Origin of the sequence: Streptomyces sp. S3(2020) (assembly GCF_013044505.1) — a bacterium.
In the GTDB taxonomy this organism is placed as follows: Bacteria; Actinomycetota; Actinomycetes; order Streptomycetales; family Streptomycetaceae; genus Streptomyces.
The window spans coordinates 19913-39248 of the sequence record NZ_JABERD010000063.1 but is presented as its reverse complement, the minus strand read 5'-3'; the positions used below and the strand labels follow the sequence as shown (position 1 = coordinate 39248).

The following is a 19336-nucleotide window of genomic DNA, read 5'->3' as shown; positions in this document are numbered from 1 at the left end:
CCCGTCACTGCGGCTGCAAGGGAGCCGTGGGCACGCTGAAGCCGGACTGGTAGGCGAAGACGATCAGCTGCGCACGGTCCCGCACACCGAGCTTCTGCCGCAGGTGATACAGATGCGAGCGGACCGTGGTCACCTGCAGCGTCAGCTTCCGGGAGATCTCCTCGTCCGACAGACCCGCCGCCACCAGCAACAGCGCCTCACGCTCCCGCGGGGTCAGCGTGCCAAGCTTGTCCTGGGAAGCGGCCACGGGTTTGGCATGCCGCCAGAACAGCCAGTCGATCAACCGCCGCGTCACCATGCCGGTGGCGGCGGCCTCGCCCACGGCCAGTGCGCGCACCGCACGGATCACCTCGGCCGGTGGCGTCTCCTTCACCAGATACCCGTACGCACCCGCCCCCAGGGCCTGCATGACCGACACGTCGTCGGTGCGCGTGCTGAACATGAGAACCTCCGGCGCAGGCCCGCCGAAGGAATCACCGGTCACCTGCGTGGCGAGTTCCAGGCCCGACATCCCCGCCAGCCGGAAATCGGTGATCAGAACCTCGGGCGACAGGCGCCGTACCAGCGACAACGCCTCCAGCCCATGATCGGCCAGACGATGATCAACGTGAAGGTGTCCGGCGCCCGCACTCGTCTGTCGACGTTCCTGGCGGGTGCGTTCCTGATGGTGCTGTGCATCGTCTTCGGGCCGGTCGTCTCCGACATCCCCATGGCCGCCCTGGTCGCGGTGATGGTCATGGTGTCGTTTGCGACCTTCGACTGGCACTCCATCGCGCCGAAGACCCTGAAGCGGATGCCGACCGGGGAGATCACCGTCATGGCGGTCACCGTCGCGTGCGTGGTCGCCACCCACAACCTCGCCATCGGCGTCGTCGTCGGCTCCATCACCGCGATGGTCGTCTTCGCCAAGCGCGTCGCCCACCTCGCCGAGGTCACCGCCGTCACCGACCCCGACCACGCCACCGTCGTCTACCGGGTCACCGGCGAGCTGTTCTTCGCCTCCTCCAACGACCTCGTCGGCCAGTTCAACTACGCCACCGACCCGGACAAGGTCGTCATCGACCTGTCGACCGCCCACATCTGGGACGCCTCCTCCGTCGCCGCCCTGGACGCGATCGAGACCAAGTACGCCCAGCGCGGCAAGACGGTGGAGATCACCGGCCTGAACGCACCCAGCGCCCACCTCCACGGCCGGCTCAGCGGCGAACTGACAGCCAGCCACTGACCGAACCACTCTCCACGGGGCGCCCCTGTGTCACATTCCCAGGGGCGCGTGCCTGCTCATCGCACTCGCGCTCGCTCGTCTCTGCCGTAGCAGCCCTACTCGCGCTGGGAGGCAAACCAATCCGCTGAAGATTCAGGCTGCCCCGATCTGCGTTTCCCGGCCTGTCCCGGGGCCCCGAGTCCTCGGCGGTTCGGTACGAACCGTGGCCGACCGTGAGTATGACCTTCGCGGACGCGCCGAGCGGCACCGTAGGCTCGGGGACATGAGTCTGCGTCTGAGCACCGTGATCCTCCCGTACCGCCGCTGGCACGAAGGAGGCCGTGAGGCATGGCAGCGCACGGAGCAGCTCGGCTTCCACACCGCGTACACCTACGACCATCTGTCCTGGCGCGTCCCTTTCCGTGATGGTCCCTGGTTCGGGGCGATACCGACACTCACCGCCGCCGCGGGCTTCACCGAGCAGATACGCTTGGGAACCCTCGTCACGTCGCCCAATTTCAGGCATCCGGTGACCCTGGCCAAGGAACTGATCTCGCTGGACGACATTTCCGGCGGTCGAATCACGCTGGGTATCGGCGCGGGTGGCAATGGCTTCGACGCCACCGTGCTCGGTCAGGAGCCCTGGACCCCACGCGAGCGTGCCGACCGGTTCGCGGAGTTCGTGCCGCTGCTCGACCGGCTGCTGACAGAGGACGGGACGAACAGTGTCTCCTACGCCGGCGACTTCTACGCGGCACATGAGGCGCGCAACATCCCTGGCTGCGTGCAGCGCCCCCGGCTGCCGTTCGCTGTGGCTGCCACCGGCCCGCGTGGACTGCGGCTCGCCGCGCGCCACGGCCAGGCGTGGGTGACCACGGGCGACCCCAAGCTGTACGAGGCGGGCACCCCCGAGCAGTCCCGCCAGGCTCTGCGTGACCAGGTGGACAAGCTGGGAAAGGCATGCGCGGACATCGGCCGCGACGCCGAAGCCATGGACAAGGTCCTGCTGACCGGTTTCACGCCGGACCGCAGCGGTCCCCTGGAGTCCCTCGACGCCTTCGTCGAATTCGCGGGCAGGCACAAGGAGCTCGGCTTCACCGAGATCGTCATCCACTGGCCGATCCCGGATACGGACTTCGCCGCCGACACGGACACCTTCGAGCGCATTGCCACCGAGGCCCTCGCGCAATTGGGCTGACGCTTCGTGTCCGACCAACACTCTTGCCGAGGCACTGGGCGACGGGCTGGGTGGTCGGCGTTGTCCGCCGACAAGCGGCGGAGACTGCGAGGGGATCTATTTCGCCTGGTCACACTGCGATAGGCGAAAAAGCCTTGACTGAGGTCACCAGCGTGCCCAGCCGCAGATGGTCGGTGACGGCCGCGGCAGCGGTCAGCGTCGGCACGGCACCGAACCACGGGCCGTCCCGGAAGCTGCGCCAGGACAGGTGGTCGTAGGTGTACGCGGTGTGGAAGCCCAGCTGCTCCGCGCGCTGCCATGCCTCACGGCTCCCCTCGTGCCAGCGGCGGTACGGGAGGATCACGGTGCTCAGACGCAGACTCATGGTTCGAGCGTATGCGGACAAACCTGTTTCACGTGAAACAGTGACCGACGGTCATCGCCCTCGGCCGCTGAGCCACGGGCTGAGCCCGACCAGGATGAACTCCTTGTGTACGCGGTCGCCCGGCAGCGGGACCATCAGATAGTTGCCCGGCGGGAAGCGGCGCACCTTCACCCAGGCGTGGCCGTCGTAGAGGGCGCGGAGGAAGGCGGGCACGTCGTCACGGGCGATGTCGGGGCATTCCACGCCGTCGACGGTGATCAGCGCATCGTCGTCCGGAAACAGCCGTACGTCCACCCGTGGCCGGCCACCGAGCTCGACGTACGCCTCGTGGGGCAGGGAGCCGTCCGGGTCGGTGGTGACACCGATGCCCGCGGCGCTGCGGCGCGAGGTCTGGTCGGCGCCGATGTCGTGGGTCACCTCGATCTCGAGTGCGTACTCGGTGGCGAGGGCGCGCAGGGCGGTGACGGCGGCCTCGGTGGTGGGGAGGTGGATTGCGCGGTGGTCCATACCACTGATCATGCCGGAGGCCGGGTCAGTGGGACGCGGGAAACCTCAGGTACTCCGGCGGCACCGCCTTCGTCAGCCACACCCCGTTCGCGCTGACGTGGAAGACGTGGCCGTCGCGGTCCATGGCGCCGGTGTCCACGGAGAGCACGACGGGGCGGCCGCGGCGGGCCCCGACCCGGGTCGCCGTCTCGCGGTCGGCCGAGAGGTGCACGTCGTGCCGGTTCATGGGCGTGAGGCCCTCGGTGCGGATCGCGTCCAGGTAGCGGTCCACGGTGCCGTGGTAGAGGTACGGCGGTGGGGTCGCCGGGGGCAGTCCGAGGTCCACCTCGATGCTGTGACCCTGGCTGGCACGGATCCGGGCGCCCTCGACCGCGAAGCGCTTCTTGTCGTTGGCGGCGACCACATGGTCCAGTTCCTCGCGGGTGAACCGGAAGCCGTGCGCGGCGGCCGCGGCGATCAGTACGTCGATCTCGACCCAGCCGGCCTCGTCGAGGACGAGGCCGATCCGCTCGGGTTGATGGCGCAGGTGTTTCGAGAGGTACTTCGACACCTTCACGGTGCGTCTTTCGTCCATCCGCTCAGCATGACGGGAGAGACACGCATCACGCATTTTGTTTTGACGCTGAGGTTTGATCCACAACCAAGTGTAGTTATCCACAGGTTACTTGGCGTTTCTGTGGATAACTCACCGTCGTGTCAGGCCTGTTCGTCAAGATCGACTGGGGGCAGTCGCTTTGACGTGAGCGCATCCAACCCCCTTGCCCGCACCTCCCGTTCAGCCGCCAGCGCGATGAACTCCGCCACATCCTCCGCGCCAACCAGCCCCTCCACCGCCCGCATTGTCTCCTCGGGCAGAGACACGGAGCGTGACGAAAGCGGCTCAGGCGGGCCCTCACCCGAACCCAGGTGCTGCCGAAGCTGCCGCACGGCCAACAGCCGCATCGCACGGGCGAGTTCCGCGTTCACCGTCTGCTGGGCCAGCGGCCGCAGCCGGCGCACGAGAGAGGCCGCCTCGGCCGCGTCCGCGTCGGTCGGGCGATGAGGTCCGTCGAGGTAGCGGGCGAAGACGTGCTCGGTGGTGAACTCCAGGAAACGGGCGGCGATGTGCTCGACCTGCCCCCTCAACTCCCGCAGATGGCCGGAGATCGCCGACAGCGGCACCCCTGCCGCGTGCAACTCGACGGCCACGGCCAGCTCTTGGGGGCTCGGCACGAGGAAGCAGTCCCCGTCGCCGGGCACCGGCTCCAGCACACCGAGCTCCACGGCGTCGGCGACGGCCGCGTCGTCAGGAGTGCCGCCGAACCGCTCCTCCAGCTCGGCGCGCGAGATCCGTACCGCCTCCTCGTCGCTCCACGGCCCGTCGACCTCGGCGACCAGCCCGAGCACCCCGCCGAGTCCGCGACCGGCGTCCCAGGCCTCCAGGAGCTCCTTGATGGAGGCCAGGGTGTAGCCGCGGTCGAGGAGGTCGGCGATCTGGCGCAGGCGGACGAGGTGGGCGTCGGAGTAGAGGTTGGCGCGGCCGCGGCGCTCGGGGCGGGGGAGCAGACCGCGGTCCTGGTAGGCACGGATGGTGCGGACGGTGGCGCCGCTGAGGTGGGCGAGATCCTCGATCCGGAGCGCCGGGTGGTCCTGGACGCGGCTCATGCGACCGTCCTCCGTATGGCGCTCATGCGACCGCCTTCCGCGTGCTGTCCATGCGATCACCCTCGCCCCCGGCGAGGGCCGTCCGTGTGCCGTTGATGAGCCACCCCGCGCCTCCGCCGACCGCCTTCCGTATGCCGCTCATGCGACAACCCTCGCCCCCGCCGCCCCCTGCGGATACCCCACAGCGCCGCTCTACGACCCGTCCCGCGAAGGCCTGTACGACCGATGGAGGAGTCGGTGTCCACGGGCCCGTGCCGTACCGCAGACGCACCGCGCGGTGGCTGCGCGGCTCACAGGGGCGGCTCCAGTCGGGCGATCGCCCGCAGTGCGCGCGGCGCGACCCGGGACAGCAGACGCGCGCCGTGGGCCTCGGGTGTCACCGGTACCACCGCCTCGTTGCGCACGACCGCCCGCAGGATCGCGTCGGCGACCTTCTCCGGCGGGTAGTTCCGCAGTCCGTACAGCCGCGCGGACCGTTTCTGGCGCCGCTTCTCCTCGTCGGCGTCCACCCCGGCGAAGCGCGCGGTGGAGGTGATGTTGGTGTTGACGAGGCCGGGGCAGATCGCGCTCACCCCGATCCCCTGCCCGGCCAGCTCCGCGCGCAGGCACTCGCTGAGCATCAGCACTGCCGCCTTGGAGGTGCTGTAGGCGGGCAGCGCCTTGGAGGGCTGGTACGCCGCCGCCGACGCGGTGTTGACGATGTGGCCGCCCTGTCCGCGCTCGGCCATCTGCCTGCCGAACAGCCGGCAACCGTGGATGACCCCCCACAGGTTGACGTCGAGGACCTTCTTCCAGTCCTCGGGGCTGGTGTCGAAGAAGGAGCCGCCCAGACCGATCCCGGCGTTGTTCACCAGGACGTCCACCACGCCGTACTCGGCGGCGACCTTCGCGGCGAGCTTCTCCATGGCCTGCTCGTCGGAGACGTCGACGGTCTCCGCCCAGGCCGCGGGGGAACCGAGCAGCCGGGACATCTCGGCGGTACGGGCCGCGCTCTCCGTGTCCCGGTCGACGGCGATCACGCGTGCGCCGGATTCCGCGAACGCGTAGGCGGTCGCCCGCCCGATGCCGCTGCCCGCACCCGTGACCAGCACGAGCTGCCCGCCGAAGCGGTCGGCGTACTTGCCGCCGAGTGTCACCGCCTGAGGTCGCCCGCCTTCCACGGAGGTCACGAAATCGGAGATCCAGGAGGCCAGTTGGTCGGGCCGGGAGCGCGGTATCCAGTGCCGTGCCTGGAGGGTGCGGCGGGTCAACTGCGGGACCCACTGCTCCAGTTCGTCGTAGAGCCGCTCCGACAGGAACGCGTCCCCGAGCGGCGTGATGAGCTGCACGGGCGCGTGGGCGTACGCGTCCTTGCGTGGCCTGCGCAGGCGGGGGCGGATGTTGTCCCGGTACAGCCACGCCCCGTGTGCCGCGTCCGTGGGCAGCGACGAGGTGGGGTAGCCGTCGCCGGGGACCCGTTCGGCGCGCTCCAGGAGGCGCGGCCAGGTCTTGCCGAGCGGGCCGCGCCAGGCCAGTTCGGGCAGCACGGGCGTGTGCAGCGCGTACACGTACCAGGACTTGGCGCCCTGGCCGAGAAGCTGGCCGACGCGGCGCGGGGTCGGGCGCTTGATCCGGCTGTCGATCCAGTGCCCGAAGTGGTCCAGGGACGGCCCGGACATCGAGGTGAAGGAGGCGATCCGGCCCTTGGTGCGCCGGACCGTGGTGAACTCCCAGCCCTGTACCGAGCCCCAGTCGTGTCCCACCAGGTGCACCGGCCGGTCCGGGCTGACCGCGTCCGCGACGGCCAGGAAGTCGTCCGTCAGCTTCTCCAGGGTGAACCCGCCGCGCAGCGGCTGCGGTGCCGTCGAGCGGCCGTGGCCCCGGACGTCGTAGAGCACGACATGGAAGCGGTCCGACAGCCGTGACGCGACCCGCGACCACACCTCCTTGCTGTCCGGATAGCCGTGCACCAGGACGACCGTCGGCCACGACGGGTCTCCCAGTTCCGCGACACACAGCTCGATGCCGCCGGTCCGTACCCGGCGCTCGCGCGCACCCTCAAGAGTCACGCCGCTCACTCCCCCTCCGCCCAGCGCCGCACGTGCGGCAGATCGTCGTCCAGCCAGAACGCGCTCTGCTCGGGGTCCTCGGAGTCGGTGACGACGAGGATCTCCTCGAACTTCGCGCCCGTGCCCCGGAAACCGAGGTGGGGTTCGACCGCCCACAGGCCCGGCTGCGGCGGATGGTCGGAGAAGCGGTACGGCGACCACAGCGGCGACCAGCCCTCGCGGTGGCCGTGCAGCGCGTCGGCCGCCAGGCCCTTGAGGGACTGGGTGCCGAAGCCGAAGACCTTCGGCGACCACCGGCGCTCCCGCACCCGGTCCACCTTGTGCGCGATCACCCCGAAGGGATACGCGCGGTGCCGGTTGGCGTAGCCCTGGCGGACCATGAGGCGGTCCACGTCCTGGTAGATCTCGCGCAGCGACCGCCGCTCACGTACTTCACGAAGAATCAGTTCGCGGTGCGCCCGGAGGTCGTCCATCAGTTTGTCCTGCACCGGGTTGGCGCCCAGCGAGCCGGAGTACCCGATGTCCGCCGTGAACCCCTCGAACACCGGGGCCATGTCGAGGATGAACGGCATCCCCGGCTCCAGCCGGCGGTTGGTGGGGAAGAACTGGAGCGGGATCCGGAAGTTCACGAACGCCGTGCGGTCCCCGAACCAGGCGAAGGGGAGATGGAACCAGTCCCGAACCCCGCGCTCGCTCAGCCACTCGCGCTGCATCCGCGCCGCCTCACGCTCGGTCACCCCGGGCTCCAGGCGGGCCGCGACGGCCTCGGCGCATTCGTACGCCAGCCGCTGGACCTTTCTGAACCCCCGCAGTTCAGTGGCCCGTTCGTCTGTCACTGCCGTCGTCATGCCACTCCGCCCCACCCAGTCCACGTCGACTGCGCTACGTGTCCGTAACTTGACATCGTCGAATGTGACAGTTGTTAGAGGCAGCGTCAATAGCGGGGTCGTGGCCTGTGGAAAACCGCCCCGTCGGGTCCCGGCCGGGCCCTCGCGTAGCTCTCAGGCATGGCATCCCCTAGGGATCCGTACGTCTGGAGTCTGACCCGAAGACAGCTCTGCGGTGTGACGACCGGCGTGGCACGGGTCACTACCTTCGAAGACGTGACTGTGATCGCGACCGAAAGCCTGAGCAAGCGGTTCCCCCGGGTGACCGCTCTTGACCGGCTCTCCGTCGACGTCGGGCCCGGTGTGACCGGACTCGTCGGAGCCAACGGAGCCGGCAAGTCCACCTTGATCAAGATCCTGCTGGGTCTGTCCCCCGCCACGGAGGGCCGCGCCGAAGTGCTCGGCCTCGACGTCGCCACCAAGGGCGGCGCCATCCGTGAGCGCGTGGGGTACATGCCGGAGCACGACTGTCTGCCGCCCGACGTCTCGGCGACCGAGTTCGTCGTCCACATGGCCCGCATGTCCGGCCTGCCGCCTGCCGCCGCGCGCGAACGCACCGCGGACACGCTGCGCCATGTCGGGCTGTACGAGGAGCGGTACCGCCCCATCGGCGGCTACTCGACCGGTATGAAGCAGCGCGTGAAACTGGCCCAGGCCCTGGTCCACGACCCGCAGCTGGTCTTCCTGGACGAGCCGACCAACGGCCTCGACCCGGTCGGCCGCGACGACATGCTGGGCCTGATCCGGCGCATCTACACCGACTTCGGCATCTCGGTCCTGGTGACCTCGCACCTCCTGGGCGAACTGGAACGCACCTGCGACCACGTCGTCGTCGTGGACGGCGGCAAGCTGCTGCGCTCCAGCTCCACCACCGACTTCACCCAGACCACGACCACCCTCGCGATCGAGGTCACCGACACCGACGCGCACCCCGACGGCACCCGCGCGGTGCGAGAAGCGCTCCACGCGCGCGGGGTGGAGGTCCTCGACGCGAACAGCGCGCTGCCGGGCGCCGGCCACATCCTGCTGCTGACCGCGCAGGGTGAGGAGACGTACGACGTCGTCCGGGACGCGGTCGCCGACCTCGGCCTCGGCCTGGTGCGCATGGAGCAGCGCCGGCACCACATCGCCGAGGTCTTCAAGGACGACCACAACGACCAGGACACCGGCAACGACCAGGACACCGGCGAGCAGCGGAAGGAGGCCGTCGGCCATGGCAGTTGAGCACCCGGTCACCGCCCCCGCGGGCGATCAGACCCGCATCCACAACATCGGCTACCGCACCTACGACGGCCCCCGCCTCGGCCGCTCCTACGCCACCCGCTCCCTCTACTCGCAGTCCCTGCGCGGCTCCTACGGCCTGGGCCGTTCGGTCAAGTCCAAGGTGCTGCCGATGCTGCTGTTCGTGGTGATGTGCGTGCCCGCGGCCATCATGGTCGCCGTCGCGGTCGCCACCAAGGCCAACGACCTGCCCGTCGACTACACGCGCTACGCGATCGTCATGCAGGCCGTCATCAGCCTCTACATCGCCTCCCAGGCACCGCAGTCCGTCTCGCGCGACCTGCGCTTCAAGACCGTCCCGCTGTACTTCTCGCGGCCGATCGAGACCGCCGACTACGTCCGCGCGAAGTACGCGGCGCTGGCCTCGGCGATGTTCATCCTCACCGCGGCCCCGCTGCTGGTGCTCTATGTGGGCGCGCTGCTGGCCAAGCTGGACTTCGGCGACCAGACCAAGGGATTCGCGCAGGGACTCGTCTCGGTGGCACTGCTCTCGCTGCTGTTCGCCGGCATCGGCCTGGTCATCGCCTCGGTCACCCCGCGCCGCGGCTTCGGCATCGCGGCCGTGATCGCCGTCATGACCATCTCCTACGGCGCCGTCTCCACACTCCAGGCCATCGCCGACGCCCAGGGCAGCACGGACGCCGTCCCGTGGATCGGGCTGTTCTCCCCGGTCACCCTCATCGACGGACTCCAGAGCGCCTTCCTCGGCGCCAGCTCCGCGTTCCCCGGAGCGGTGGGCCCATCCAACGGTGAGGGCGTGGTCTATGTCCTGGCCGTCCTCGGCCTCATCGCCGCCTGCTACGGCCTTCTGCTGCGCCGCTACCGAAAGGTCGGACTGTGACCACGCTCAGCATCGACCACGTCTCCCGCTGGTTCGGCAATGTGGTCGCCGTCAACGACATCACCATGACGATCGGCCCCGGCGTCACCGGCCTCCTCGGCCCCAACGGCGCCGGGAAGTCCACCCTCATCAACATGATGGGCGGCTTCCTCGCCCCCTCCACCGGCACCGTCACCCTCGACGGCCAGCAGGTGTGGCGCAACGAGAACATCTACAAGCACATCGGCATCGTCCCCGAGCGCGAGGCGATGTACGACTTCCTCACCGGCCGCGAATTCGTCGTCGCCAACGCCGAGTTGCACGGTCTGGGAGCCAAGGCCGCCCAGAAGGCGCTGGCCACGGTCGAGATGGAGTACGCGCAGGACCGCAAGATCCAGACGTACTCCAAGGGCATGCGCCAGCGCGTGAAGATGGCTTCGGCGCTGGTCCACGAGCCCTCGCTGCTCCTGCTGGACGAGCCGTTCAACGGCATGGACCCGCGCCAGCGCATGCAGCTCATGGACCTGCTGCGACGCATGGGCGACGAGGGCCGCACGGTGCTGTTCTCGTCCCACATCCTCGAAGAGGTCGAGCAACTCGCCTGGCACATCGAGGTCGTGGTGGCCGGACGCCACGCGGCCAGCGGCGACTTCCGCAAGATCCGCCGCCTGATGACCGACCGACCGCACCGCTATCTGGTGCGTTCCAGCGACGACCGCGCCCTCGCGGCGGCGCTGATCGCCGATCCGTCGACATCCGGCATCGAAGTCGACCTGGCGGAGGGCGCGTTGCGCATCCAGGCCGTCGACTTCGGCCGCTTCACGACCCTGTTGCCCAAGGTCGCCCGCGACCACGGCATCCGGCTGCTCACGGTCTCGCCGTCCGACGAGTCCCTCGAGTCCGTGTTCTCGTATCTGGTCGCGGCGTAGGAGGCCGAAGATGTACGACCCCACAGTCGCCCGACTCACCTACCGGGCCCTGCTCGGCCGCCGCAGGGCCCTCATCCTGGGAGCCCTGCCCGCCCTGCTCATCCTGATCGCCGTGATCGTGCGCGCTCTGGTCGGCGCCGACGACCAGACCACGGCCGACCTCCTGGGCGGCCTCGCGCTGGCCACGATGGTGCCGATCATCGGTGTCATCGCCGGCACGGGCGCGATCGGCCCGGAGATCGACGACGGCTCGGTGGTGTACCTGCTGTCCAAGCCGATCAAGCGGCCCACGATCATCTTCACCAAGCTGATCGTCGCCATCGCCGTGACGATGGTGTTCTCGGCGCTGCCGACCCTGATCGCGGGCCTCATCCTCAACGGCAACGGCCAGCAGATCGCCGTCGCCTACACGGTGGCCGCGCTGGTCTCCTCCATCGCCTACGCCGCGCTGTTCCTGCTGCTTGGCACGGTGTCCCGGCACGCGGTGGTTTTCGGCCTCGTCTACGCCCTGGTCTGGGAGGCCCTGTTCGGTTCCCTGGTCGCCGGGGCGCGGACGCTCAGCGTCCAGCAGTGGTCGCTGGCGGTGGCCCACAAGGTCGCCGGCGGGGACCTGGTCACCTCGGACGTCGGGCTGACGACGGCCACGGTGCTGCTGGTCGCGGTGACCGTCCTCGCCACCTGGTACGCGGGACAGAAGCTGCGGACGCTGACGCTGGCGGGCGAGGAGTAGACGCCAGGCTTATTGACGGGGACTTCACCCCTGTCCAGGCAGACTGGGCAGTAGGGGATGCACTGCGAGGAGGAACGGGGATGGCGGACGCGCACTACGACGGGCGGGCACGGTCCGGGGACGACACCTGGGACGACCTCGTCCTGGACCAGGACTTCATACGCTCCGCGGAGACCTCCGAGCCGTCCGCCCGGGCCCGTATGCTCGCCGCCCGCTGGCGCAGCGAGAAGCCCGAGCCGCAGCCATGGCGTTCCGACGAACCGCCCGCGGGCTGGTTCTTCAGCAAGGCGCGCCGCAAGTGGTGGCGGCGGTAGGCGAACACCGGGCCGCTTTTAATCAGTGGCGCCCAATTCGGCGTACAGGCACGATGGTTGTGTCCACGCCGGACAGTGACTCCGGCGCCACGTTCTGGGAGAGGAGCCGGGCGATGTCCATGCACGACAGTACGTCCAGCTCCCTTCAGGGCAGTCCGCGGCGGGTTCCGGTGTAGTTACGCCACCGTCGACCCGCTCGCACGGGAGCTGCCCGGGGCGGCCGCTTCGAGCACGCGATGTCGCTCTCGCGTGGGCCGCCCACCCGGAGGATTGGCCGAGTGGCAAGGCACCGGCTTGCGCTGTGCTCAATTAGAAGCAAGTCGCGGTCGGGGGAAACCCCGCGCACGTTCGATCCGTGCATCCTCCGCAACACGATGAAGCACACGACACTGGACCCACCCAGGGGCGCGGGAACTGCGTGACCAGCCACAACCGGCCCGCAGCACCCCACGACCTCAACCCAGCAGACGCTCCAGAACCACAGCGATCCCGTCCTCCTCGTTGGAGGCCGTCACCTCGTCGGCCACCGCCTTGAGCTCCTCATGTGCATTGGCCATCGCCACACCGCGCGCAGCCCATCCGAACATCGGCACGTCGTTCGGCATGTCGCCGAAGGCGATCGTGTCCGCGGCCTTCAGCCCCAGCCGTCGCGCGGCCAAAGACAACCCCGTCGCCTTCGACAGTCCCAGCGGCAGCAGCTCGACAATCCCCGCACCGGCCATCGCGACGCTCACGAACCCGCCCGCCACCCGCCGGGCCGCCTCCGCCAGCTCGTCGTCGGACAGTTCCGGATGCTGTATGTAGATCTTGTTCAGCGGCGCGGCCCACAGATCGGCCGCGTCCGTGAAGGGTGTCGCGGGCAGGTCCCCGGTGAGCGCGTACCCCTGCCCGACCAGCACCTCGCCGTCGAGACCGGCCCGACTCGCCGCGAGGTGCAGCGGTCCGACCTCCGCCTCGATCTTCGCGAGGGCGACCGCGGCGAGCTGCCGGTCCAGGGTCACGGCCGTCAGCAGCCGGTGCTCCCCGGCGTGGTACACCTGCGCACCCTGCCCGCAGACCGCGAGCCCCTCGTAGCCGAGGTCGTCGAGGATGTGCCGCGTCCACGGCACCGCGCGGCCGGTGACGACGATGTGCGCCGCACCGGCCTCGGTCGCCGTCGCGAGAGCGGCACGCGTGCGCTGCGAGACCGACTCGTCGGAGCGCAGAAGCGTTCCGTCGAGGTCGGTCGCGATCAGCTTGAAGGGAAACTCAGCGGTCGTACTCACTTGGCAACGGGCTCCAGCACCTCGCGCCCGCCCAGGTACGGACGCAGCACCGGCGGCACGTACACGGAGCCGTCGGCCTGCTGGTGGTTCTCCAGGAGCGCCACGATCGTGCGCGGTACGGCGCACAACGTGCCGTTGAGCGTCGCGAGCGGCTGCACCTTCTTGCCGTCGCGCTGGCGCACCGACAGGCGACGGGCCTGGAAGCTGTCGCAGTTGGAGGCCGAGGTCAGCTCGCGGTACTTGCCTTGGGTCGGGATCCACGCCTCGCAGTCGAACTTGCGGGACGCCGACGCGCCGAGGTCGCCCGAGGCCACGTCGATGACCTGGAAGGGCAGTTCGAGGCCGGTCAGCCACTGCTTCTCCCAGTCCAGGAGCCGCTGGTGCTCGTTCTCGGCGTCCTCGGGGGCGACGTACGAGAACATCTCGACCTTGTCGAACTGGTGCACGCGGAAGATGCCGCGGGTGTCCTTGCCGTAGGTGCCGGCCTCGCGGCGGAAGCACGGCGAGAAGCCGGCGTAGCGCAGCGGCAGCTTGTCGGCGTCGAGGATCTCGTCCATGTGGTACGCGGCGAGCGGCACCTCGGAGGTGCCGACCAGGTAGTAGTCGTCCTTCTCCAGGTGGTACACGTTCTCCGCGGCCTGGCCGAGGAAGCCGGTGCCCTCCATGGCGCGCGGGCGGACCAGCGCGGGGGTGAGCATCGGGATGAAGCCGGCCTCGGTGGCCTGGGCGATCGCCGCGTTGACGAGGGCGAGCTCCAGGAGCGCGCCGACGCCGGTGAGGTAGTAGAAGCGCGAGCCGGACACCTTGGCGCCGCGCTCGACGTCGATGGCGCCCAGCGACTCGCCGAGCTCCAGGTGGTCCTTGGGCTCGAAGCCCTCGGCGCCGAAGTCGCGGATGGTGCCGTGCGTCTCCAGGACGACGAAGTCCTCCTCGCCGCCCACGGGGACGTCGGGGTGGACGAGATTGCCGAGCTGGAGGGCGAGGCGCTTGGTCTCCTCGTCGGCCTCGTGCTGCTCGGCGTCGGCCGCCTTGACGTCGGCGGCCAGCTGGCCCGCCTTCTTCAGGAGCTCGGCCTTCTCGTCGCCGGAGGCCTTGGGGATGAGCTTGCCGAGGTTCTTCTGCTCGGAACGCAGCTCGTCGAAGCGGACGCCGGACGACCTGCGCCGCTCGTCGGCAGACAGGAGGGCGTCGACGAGCGCGACGTCCTCTCCACGGGCGCGCTGGGACGCGCGCACTCGGTCGGGGTCCTCACGGAGCAGGCGAAGGTCAATCACGCGGCCAAGGCTACCGGTGCCTGGTGAGAGCCCACGACTCGCTATTCCGAACTACGCCTTACGTACCGTTATGGGGGAATTGCGTACCGTGTCAATAAAAGGCGTCTCACTCCCTGGAACGGGGCAAGCGGGAGGCAGTCGGTTGACTCGATTCCCTTGTGGGGAACGGGACTTGAAGGCCGCTCTGTCCACAGGAATCCACACCCCCGGAAAGTTATCCACAGGGTGTGCGAAAGATCTGTGGACTACGGAAGTGATCATTCCGAATCAGGTCGGGCGGGCCGAGAATTCCTGATCCAAACCCTGTTCACGCCCACTTTCGGGTGGAAATGGGTCGCTCCAAAGGATTGATCGATGGAAACGGGTGGACGAAGGGTGACCTGTGGAGCTGTGGACGAAGTTGAGAGCTGTAGGGCGATTTGTCGACTGGGTAGTGCTTCCGTGTCGACTTGTCCCCAGGTCGAGACGGTGCCCTGTGGATAACATCTGTGGATAACGAAAATATGCAGGTAGGAACGGCCGGAAACCCTGCGTACTCCTGCTGGACGCTTGCTAGAAACGCCCGTCCTGGCAGCGCGCCACCCAGTCCGCCGCCGCGACGAACTCCTCGTCCGACGTCCCGCGCAGCGGTGCCTGTAGGTCGGCGGTGGTCACGTCCGCACGCGGGTACGAGCCGAGGTAGCGCACATCGAGGCAGATCCGCTTGAGCCCCATCAGTGCCTCGGAGACCCGGCGGTCGGAGATGTGTCCCTCGGCGTCGATGCAGAAGCAGTAGTTGCCGATGCCGGCGCCGGTGGGCCGGGACTGGAGCACCGTCAGGTTGATGCCACGGGTGGCGAACTCGCCCAGCAGGTCGCGCAGACCGCCGGGGTGGTCGTCGCGCTGCCACAGCACCACGGACGTCTTGTCGGCACCGGTCGGCGCGGCGGGCCGGGCGGGTCGGCCGACCAGCACGAACCGGGTCTGGGCGTTCTCGGCGTCGTGGATGCCGGTCTCCAGCGCCTCCAGGCCGTACCGGGCGGCCGCGAACTCGCCCGCGAAGGCGGCGTCGTACTGGCCCTCCTGGACCAGGCGCGCGGCGTCCGCGTTGGAGGCGGCGGACTCCCAGTGGGCGTCCGGGAGGTTCTTCTTCAGCCAGTTGCGGACCTGCGGCTGGGCGGCCGGGTGTGCGGAGACCGTCTTGATCTCCGACAGTGTGGTGCCGGGCCTGACCAGCAGTGCGAAGGTGATCGACAGCAGCACCTCGCGGTAGATCATCAGCGGGGCGCCCGCGACCAGCTCGTCGAGGGTGGTGGTGATGCCGCCCTCGACAGAGTTCTCGATCGGCACGAACGCGGCCTCGGCCTCGCCCGCGCGCACCGCGTCCAGCGCGGACTGCACGGACACGTACGGGACTAGCTCCCGTGTGGCCGTCTCCGGAAGCGTGCGCAGGGCGACTTCGGTGAAGGTGCCTTCGGGACCGAGATACGCATAGCTCGCTGGCATGAGCTCACCCTAATGGGCCTTGCGGAACCCGGTGCACTCGTCTCACGACAGCCCCTCCGCTGAGTGAACCGGCGTGACCGCGGGCCGCCGCCGGCGTTCGCGTGAGCTGAGCTGAGCTGAGCTGAGCTGAGCTGAGCTGAGCCCCACCCGCCTCACCCCTCCAGCAGCCGCTGCCCCACGTACTCGCCCTCCGCCGCCCCGCCCGGCACCGCGAACAGCCCGCTTGACTCGTGCCGGATGTACTTCGACAGGGCGTCACCGCGGTCGAGCTTGCGCTGCACGGTGACGAAGCCGCGCAGCGGGTCGGCCTGCCAGCACACGAAGAGCAGCCCCGCGTCCGGTACCCCGTCCGTGTCGATGCCGTCGTGGTACGAGAACGGGCGCCGCAGCATCGCCGCCCCGCCGTTCTGGTCGGGCCGGGTGATGCGCGCGTGGGCGTTGATCGGGACGACCAGGTCGCCGTTGGCGTCCGTCTTCTCCAGGTCCATCTCGGTCGTCTCGGAGCCCCCGGACAGCGCCGCCCCGTTCGCCTTGCGGCGCCCGACGACGTTCTCCTGCTCGGCGATCGAGAGGTTCTCCCAGTCGTCGAGGAGCATCCGGATACGGCGTACGACGGCGTAGGAGCCGTTCGCCATCCACGACGGGTCCTTCGAACCGGACGCCGGCACGAAGATCCGCTGGTCGAAGTCGGACTCGCTCGGCTTCGGATTGCGCGTGCCGTCCATCTGGCCCATGAGGTTGCGGGCCGTCATGGGGTGGGCGGTGGCGCCCGGCGACCGGTTGAACCCGTTCATCTGCCACCGGACGCGGGCCGCGCTCCCCGCGTCCTTCTGGATCGCGCGCAGGGCGTGGAAGGCGACCAGCGCGTCGTCGGCGCCGATCTGCACCCACAGGTCGCCGTTGCTGCGGGTCTTGTCGAGCTGGTCGGAGGAGAAGTCGGGCAGCGGGTCCAGGGCGACCGGGCGCTGCTTCTCCAGGCCGGTCCTGGCGAAGAAGCCGTGCCCGAACCCGAAGGTGATGGTGAGCGCCGACGGACCGGCGTCCCGGGCGACATCCGTGTCGTCCGAGGCCGTCGCCTCGCCCGCCATCAGTCGCCGGGCCGTCTCCGACCAGCGGCGCAGCAACGCGGCCGCGCCCTTGCGGCCTGCCCCCGCCGTCAGGTCGAAGGCGACGAGGTGGCCGCGGGCCTGGAGGCCCTGGAGGATGCCGGGCTGATGTTTCCCGTGAAACATCGCCTCGCCGGCGCCGACCGAGGTGAGCGGCGTGACCTCGGAAGGCCGGGCGGCATATCCGACGGCCCCGCCGGCCGCGCCGAGGACGAGCCCGGTGGCACCGGCGGTCCCGAGCAGTCGGCGCCGCGAAACGCCCTCTTTGATGACGGCGTTCTCCGAAACGCCGTCATTAAGTGCCTTCTCGGGAGTACGGGCCTCCGGAATGGACTGGTCAGCCATGGGTGGTTCAGCCGATCTGCGCGTTCTTCGAGACGGTGGTCTGGTCGATGTCGGAGGTCCGCACGGTCACCGCGATCTTCCAGTCGCCCGCCACGGGGAGCTGGATGCCGTTCGCCGACCAGTGGCCGGTGGTGATGTGGTCGGGGACGACGGGCAGCGGCCCGATGTCCTGGGACTCCAGGGTGAAGGAGACCTTCACCTCGGGTACGTCGAAGCCGCGCCCATTGGGTCGCTCCACATAGACGTGCATTTCGTTGGCGCCCACGCGCGCGGGGTCGAGGTCGATCCGCACAAGGCCCTTGCCGTCCTCGCCGCCCGTGTCGAAGGCCATGTCGAGCGTCAGCGCGCCCGAGGACGAGGTGGCGGAGGAAGAGGACGACGATGTGGCCGCCTTGGCCTCCTCCTCGGTGCGGCCGGGCTCGGTCTGGGTCAGCACGGTGGTGACGGCGAGGAGGACGACGGCGACGCCCGCCTCGGCGAGCACCGAGCGGCGCAGCCCGAACCGGTCCGGGTCGGCGTCCCGCTGCCGCCGCTGCCGCGCCGTGTCGACGGCGGCCTGCTGCCGGGCGAGCTGGGCGGCCCGCTTGGAGTCGCCCTCGCCGCCGGAGGCCGCGGCACTGGCACGGACGGGCTCCTTCTCCAGCTCTGCCGCGTCGGCCTCCGTGGTGTCGGCCTCCGTCGGGTGGACCTCCGCCGCGACTCCCTCGCCCAGCCGCGCGGTCCACCGTCGGGAGATCCACGCGATGCCCACCAGCAGCGTCACGAGCCCGATCTTGACGAGCAGCAGCCGGCCGTACGTCGTGTCGGTGAAGGCCGACCAGGAACCGAGCTGACGCCACGACTGGTAGGTGCCGGTGGCGACGAGGGTGAGGACGCTGCCGAAGGCGAGGCGGGAGAAGCGGCGTACGGCGGAGCGCTCGATCGGGGTGTCCGCCCGGTACAGCGTCACCAGGAGCGCGGTCAGCCCGCCCAGCCAGGCCGCGACCGCCAGCAGGTGCACCACGTCGACGGGCATCGCGATACCGGTCTGGAGCCCGGTCGAGGCGTGCTCGGCCATCGCCCAGCTCGCCGCGAGCCCGGCGGCGACGACCGTGCCGCCGATGGAGAGCCCGAAGGTGAGGTCCCGCTTCTCCTGGTCCTCGCGTTTGTCGTATGCCCCGAAGAGCACGGCGATGAACAGTGCCGCCGCGGCGAGCAGCAGCAGCCGGGAGACCATCGAGGCGCCGGTCTTGGTCTGCAGGACCTGTCCGAGCAGGTTCAGGTCGAAGATGTCGCCGAGCTTGCCGGAGCTGGTGTACGAGCCGCGCAGGAGCAGCAGCAGGAGCGTGGCCGAGGTGAGCGCGAGCCACCCGGAGACGACGAGCCGTTGCAGGGCCCGTACGCCGGAGCCGCGCTGCCAGCAGGCCAGGACGAAGGCGGCGCCGCCGACCATGACGATGAACCCGGCGTAGGAGACGTAGCGACCGAAGCCGTAGAGCCAGCCGACGACTCCGCCGCCGGCGGTCGGGCCGGAGGCCGAGACGGTGGTCTTCGAGGGGGCGCCGACGGAGAAGGTGTAGGCCCCGGCGACGGGATGGCTGTCCTCGGAGACGACCTGGTAGGTGACGGTGTAGGTGCCGTCGGGCAGTCCGCTGTGCAGGGGGACGGCGTACGTCGTGCCGCTGACCTCGGACGGTTTGCCGGTGTCGACGCGCTTGCCCTTGGGGTCGAGGACCCGCAGGGAGTCGTCGGACATCGCGACCTTCTCGGAGAAGGTGAGCGAGACCTGGGTCGGGGCCTTGTCGACCACCACCCCCTGCTGGGGGTCGCTGCCGGTCAGCGCGGCGTGCGCGGAGGCCGGTCCGGCACCGGCGAGAAGCAGTCCGGTGGCCGCGAGAAGCAGCAGTACCAGGATCCGGACGCGGGGGGCGATGGTCTGCGTCAAGGTGGTCCCTC

The 19336-nt window shown here is 69.6% G+C and carries 18 protein-coding genes, 1 tRNA gene and 1 pseudogene; 8 read left to right on the top strand and 12 right to left on the bottom strand.

Annotation, left to right across the window (positions count from 1 at the left end):
• Nucleotides 1–4 precede the first annotated feature (4 nt).
• Entirely contained in the window at nt 5–571 is a 567-nt protein-coding gene (locus HLK59_RS21330) for a response regulator transcription factor (protein WP_171143085.1), read from the bottom strand.
• Nucleotides 572–583: 12 nt separating this feature from the next.
• On the opposite strand from HLK59_RS21330, the pseudogene HLK59_RS21325 reads away from it, so the two are divergent.
• Both HLK59_RS21325 and HLK59_RS21320 read left to right on the top strand, forming a co-directional pair.
• A pseudogene (locus tag HLK59_RS21325) lies at nt 584–1225 on the top strand (STAS domain-containing protein); the annotation flags it as partial.
• 262 nt (nt 1226–1487) lie between these two features.
• Nucleotides 1488–2402 carry an LLM class flavin-dependent oxidoreductase gene (locus tag HLK59_RS21320; RefSeq protein WP_171143084.1) on the top strand — a complete coding sequence of 305 codons (915 nt, stop codon included), beginning with the start codon at nt 1488–1490 and terminating at the stop codon, nt 2400–2402.
• A gap of 109 nt (nt 2403–2511) precedes the next feature.
• On the opposite strand, the gene HLK59_RS21315 is transcribed toward HLK59_RS21320, so the two are convergent.
• The 6 genes from HLK59_RS21315 to HLK59_RS21290 form a co-directional block, all read right to left on the bottom strand.
• Entirely contained in the window at nt 2512–2766 is a 255-nt protein-coding gene (locus HLK59_RS21315) for an LLM class flavin-dependent oxidoreductase (RefSeq protein ID WP_277349510.1), read from the bottom strand.
• Nucleotides 2767–2817: 51 nt separating this feature from the next.
• A complete protein-coding gene (locus tag HLK59_RS21310) occupies nt 2818–3273 on the bottom strand; it encodes a hypothetical protein (protein WP_240982555.1) in 456 nt (151 codons plus the stop codon).
• Nucleotides 3274–3298: 25 nt separating this feature from the next.
• Nucleotides 3299–3847, bottom strand: a complete 549-nt coding sequence (locus HLK59_RS21305) for an RNA 2'-phosphotransferase (protein ID WP_171143082.1) — start codon at nt 3845–3847, stop codon at nt 3299–3301.
• A gap of 122 nt (nt 3848–3969) precedes the next feature.
• Nucleotides 3970–4917, bottom strand: a complete 948-nt coding sequence (locus HLK59_RS21300) for a MerR family transcriptional regulator (protein WP_171143081.1) — start codon at nt 4915–4917, stop codon at nt 3970–3972.
• Nucleotides 4918–5207: 290 nt separating this feature from the next.
• Nucleotides 5208–6965, bottom strand: coding sequence for an SDR family oxidoreductase (locus HLK59_RS21295; RefSeq protein ID WP_171143080.1), 1758 nt, complete (start codon nt 6963–6965; stop codon nt 5208–5210).
• A gap of 5 nt (nt 6966–6970) precedes the next feature.
• Nucleotides 6971–7813 carry a M24 family metallopeptidase gene (locus HLK59_RS21290; protein ID WP_171143079.1) on the bottom strand — a complete coding sequence of 281 codons (843 nt, stop codon included), beginning with the start codon at nt 7811–7813 and terminating at the stop codon, nt 6971–6973.
• 261 nt (nt 7814–8074) lie between these two features.
• Between HLK59_RS21290 and HLK59_RS21285 the strand changes: the two genes are divergently transcribed.
• From HLK59_RS21285 to HLK59_RS21260, 6 genes are all read left to right on the top strand, one after another.
• The gene (locus HLK59_RS21285; RefSeq protein WP_171143097.1) at nt 8075–9076 is read left to right on the top strand and encodes an ABC transporter ATP-binding protein; all 1002 of its coding nucleotides are present in this window, start codon (nt 8075–8077) and stop codon (nt 9074–9076) included.
• Nucleotides 9066–9974: an ABC transporter permease subunit gene (locus HLK59_RS21280; protein WP_171143078.1), complete on the top strand. Its 909-nt coding sequence runs from the start codon at nt 9066–9068 to the stop codon at nt 9972–9974. Before HLK59_RS21285 ends, HLK59_RS21280 begins: the two co-directional genes overlap by 11 nt.
• Nucleotides 9971–10882 carry an ABC transporter ATP-binding protein gene (locus tag HLK59_RS21275; protein ID WP_171143077.1) on the top strand — a complete coding sequence of 304 codons (912 nt, stop codon included), beginning with the start codon at nt 9971–9973 and terminating at the stop codon, nt 10880–10882. Before HLK59_RS21280 ends, HLK59_RS21275 begins: the two co-directional genes overlap by 4 nt.
• Before the next feature lie 10 nt (nt 10883–10892).
• A complete protein-coding gene (locus HLK59_RS21270; RefSeq protein ID WP_171143076.1) occupies nt 10893–11612 on the top strand; it encodes an ABC transporter permease in 720 nt (239 codons plus the stop codon).
• 80 nt (nt 11613–11692) lie between these two features.
• Complete coding sequence (locus tag HLK59_RS21265; RefSeq protein ID WP_171143075.1) at nt 11693–11926, top strand: hypothetical protein; 234 nt, start codon at nt 11693–11695, stop codon at nt 11924–11926.
• A gap of 264 nt (nt 11927–12190) precedes the next feature.
• Nucleotides 12191–12293, top strand: a tRNA-OTHER gene (locus HLK59_RS21260).
• An 88-nt stretch (nt 12294–12381) separates the two neighbouring features.
• Here HLK59_RS21260 and HLK59_RS21255 read toward each other — a convergent pair.
• The 5 genes from HLK59_RS21255 to HLK59_RS21235 all read right to left on the bottom strand — a co-directional run bounded on the left by HLK59_RS21255 (nt 12382) and on the right by HLK59_RS21235 (nt 19325).
• The gene (locus tag HLK59_RS21255) at nt 12382–13191 is read right to left on the bottom strand and encodes a Cof-type HAD-IIB family hydrolase (protein WP_171143074.1); all 810 of its coding nucleotides are present in this window, start codon (nt 13189–13191) and stop codon (nt 12382–12384) included.
• Complete coding sequence (serS, locus tag HLK59_RS21250; protein WP_046256448.1) at nt 13188–14465, bottom strand: serine--tRNA ligase; 1278 nt, start codon at nt 14463–14465, stop codon at nt 13188–13190. Before serS ends, HLK59_RS21255 begins: the two co-directional genes overlap by 4 nt.
• Nucleotides 14466–15017: 552 nt before the next feature.
• Nucleotides 15018–15950 (bottom strand): prephenate dehydratase, encoded by a 933-nt coding sequence (gene pheA, locus HLK59_RS21245; protein WP_171143073.1) that lies wholly within the window; start codon nt 15948–15950, stop codon nt 15018–15020.
• Nucleotides 15951–16102: 152 nt separating this feature from the next.
• Nucleotides 16103–17401 carry an iron uptake transporter deferrochelatase/peroxidase subunit gene (gene efeB, locus HLK59_RS21240; RefSeq protein WP_171143072.1) on the bottom strand — a complete coding sequence of 433 codons (1299 nt, stop codon included), beginning with the start codon at nt 17399–17401 and terminating at the stop codon, nt 16103–16105.
• A gap of 7 nt (nt 17402–17408) precedes the next feature.
• Entirely contained in the window at nt 17409–19325 is a 1917-nt protein-coding gene (locus HLK59_RS21235; protein ID WP_171143071.1) for a copper resistance protein CopC, read from the bottom strand.
• Nucleotides 19326–19336 lie beyond the last annotated feature (11 nt).